Annotated in this window: 1 protein-coding gene and 1 pseudogene; both read left to right on the forward strand. The window is 35.4% G+C overall.

Annotation, left to right across the window (positions count from 1 at the left end; translation table 11 throughout):
* A pseudogene (locus RTW80_RS26510) lies at positions 1-396 on the forward strand (DUF262 domain-containing protein); the annotation flags it as partial.
* Between the two features lie 2 nt (positions 397-398).
* Positions 399-755, forward strand: a 357-nt coding sequence (locus RTW80_RS26515) for an MAE_28990/MAE_18760 family HEPN-like nuclease (protein WP_312721066.1), incomplete at its 3' end; no start/stop codon positions are given.

Genomic DNA, 755 nt, shown 5'->3' on the forward strand with positions numbered 1-755 from the left:
TATTTAAATGATTTAGAAAACTATAAGGGATTTGTCCGTCCCTTTATTGATAATTATTTAAATGAACAAGCAGCAGCTGTGACTACTCAACAAGATGTTGATAATTTTAAACATGATTTTGAAATGATGCTTGCTTTTGTTGCTACCCATTTCCCTATTGGCTTTAAAAAGACCGCAACAAGTAAAACCACCCCACGAGCCAGATACGAAGCCATTGCCGTGGGAACTGCACTTGCATTAAAAACTAACCCACAACTCCAGAGTCCAGCCGTACCTGTAGGTGAATGGCTATTTGAAGAGGAATTTGAAACACTTGTTACTGCTGATAGTGCAAACAATACCAGCCAGCTAAAAAACAGAATCTTTTACGTTAAAAATAAGTTGTTAGGGATTTAAAAATGAGTCTAATTGATTTACGAGATGAATATGAAGAAAGAGCAAGAGACATTATGGAACTGCTTTCTCTTGCATCATCTATAGAGATTCATACTCAGCAGTTAGATCCGCAAGCGCATCAAGATGAAATAGAATCTAATATCCTAAGGGTAAATATTTTAAAATCATCCGTTCATATGATGCTATATAATCAAGTTGAAAATACTGCCAGAGGTTGCATCGAGTCAATTTATGATCATTTACAAGATAATGAGGTGAATTACGCATCACTCAGGGAGAAGCTTCAAGTAAATATATTACATAGAATTGTTTCAGATAATGAAACAGGGCAATCCCTTTATAAAAAGATAGGCACTGAC

The organism is Escherichia sp. AM3 (genome assembly GCF_032029835.1).
GTDB classification, from domain to species: Bacteria; Pseudomonadota; Gammaproteobacteria; order Enterobacterales; family Enterobacteriaceae; genus Escherichia; species Escherichia coli.